Below are 240 nucleotides of genomic sequence, written 5' to 3' on the forward strand. Positions count from 1 at the left end.
GCAGCGCCTGGGCCGCCACCAGCGCGCCGCGGGTGGCGTAGCCGGTCGAGCCGTATTGCTCGCGCAGGGTCGCCGCGGCGGCCTTGATGCGCACCGACGAATCGGCCAACTGGGCGGCGTTGGCGACGGAATCGACAATGCAGAAGTAGGTGAACGCCGGGTCGCGCAGCAGCTTGGCGATCAGCGCCATGTTGGCGCGGCCGACCAGCTGGTTGGCCATCAGCACCCGGCGGATGCCAT

Annotated in this window: 1 pseudogene; it reads right to left on the reverse strand. The window is 70.4% G+C overall.

Annotated features, from left to right (window positions below):
- Positions 1–103: 103 nt before the first annotated feature.
- A pseudogene (locus SB764_RS44190) lies at positions 104–240 on the reverse strand (amino acid deaminase); the annotation flags it as partial.

This window comes from Paraburkholderia sp. SIMBA_027 (assembly GCF_046535315.1).
GTDB lineage: Bacteria > Pseudomonadota > Gammaproteobacteria > Burkholderiales > Burkholderiaceae > Paraburkholderia > Paraburkholderia tropica.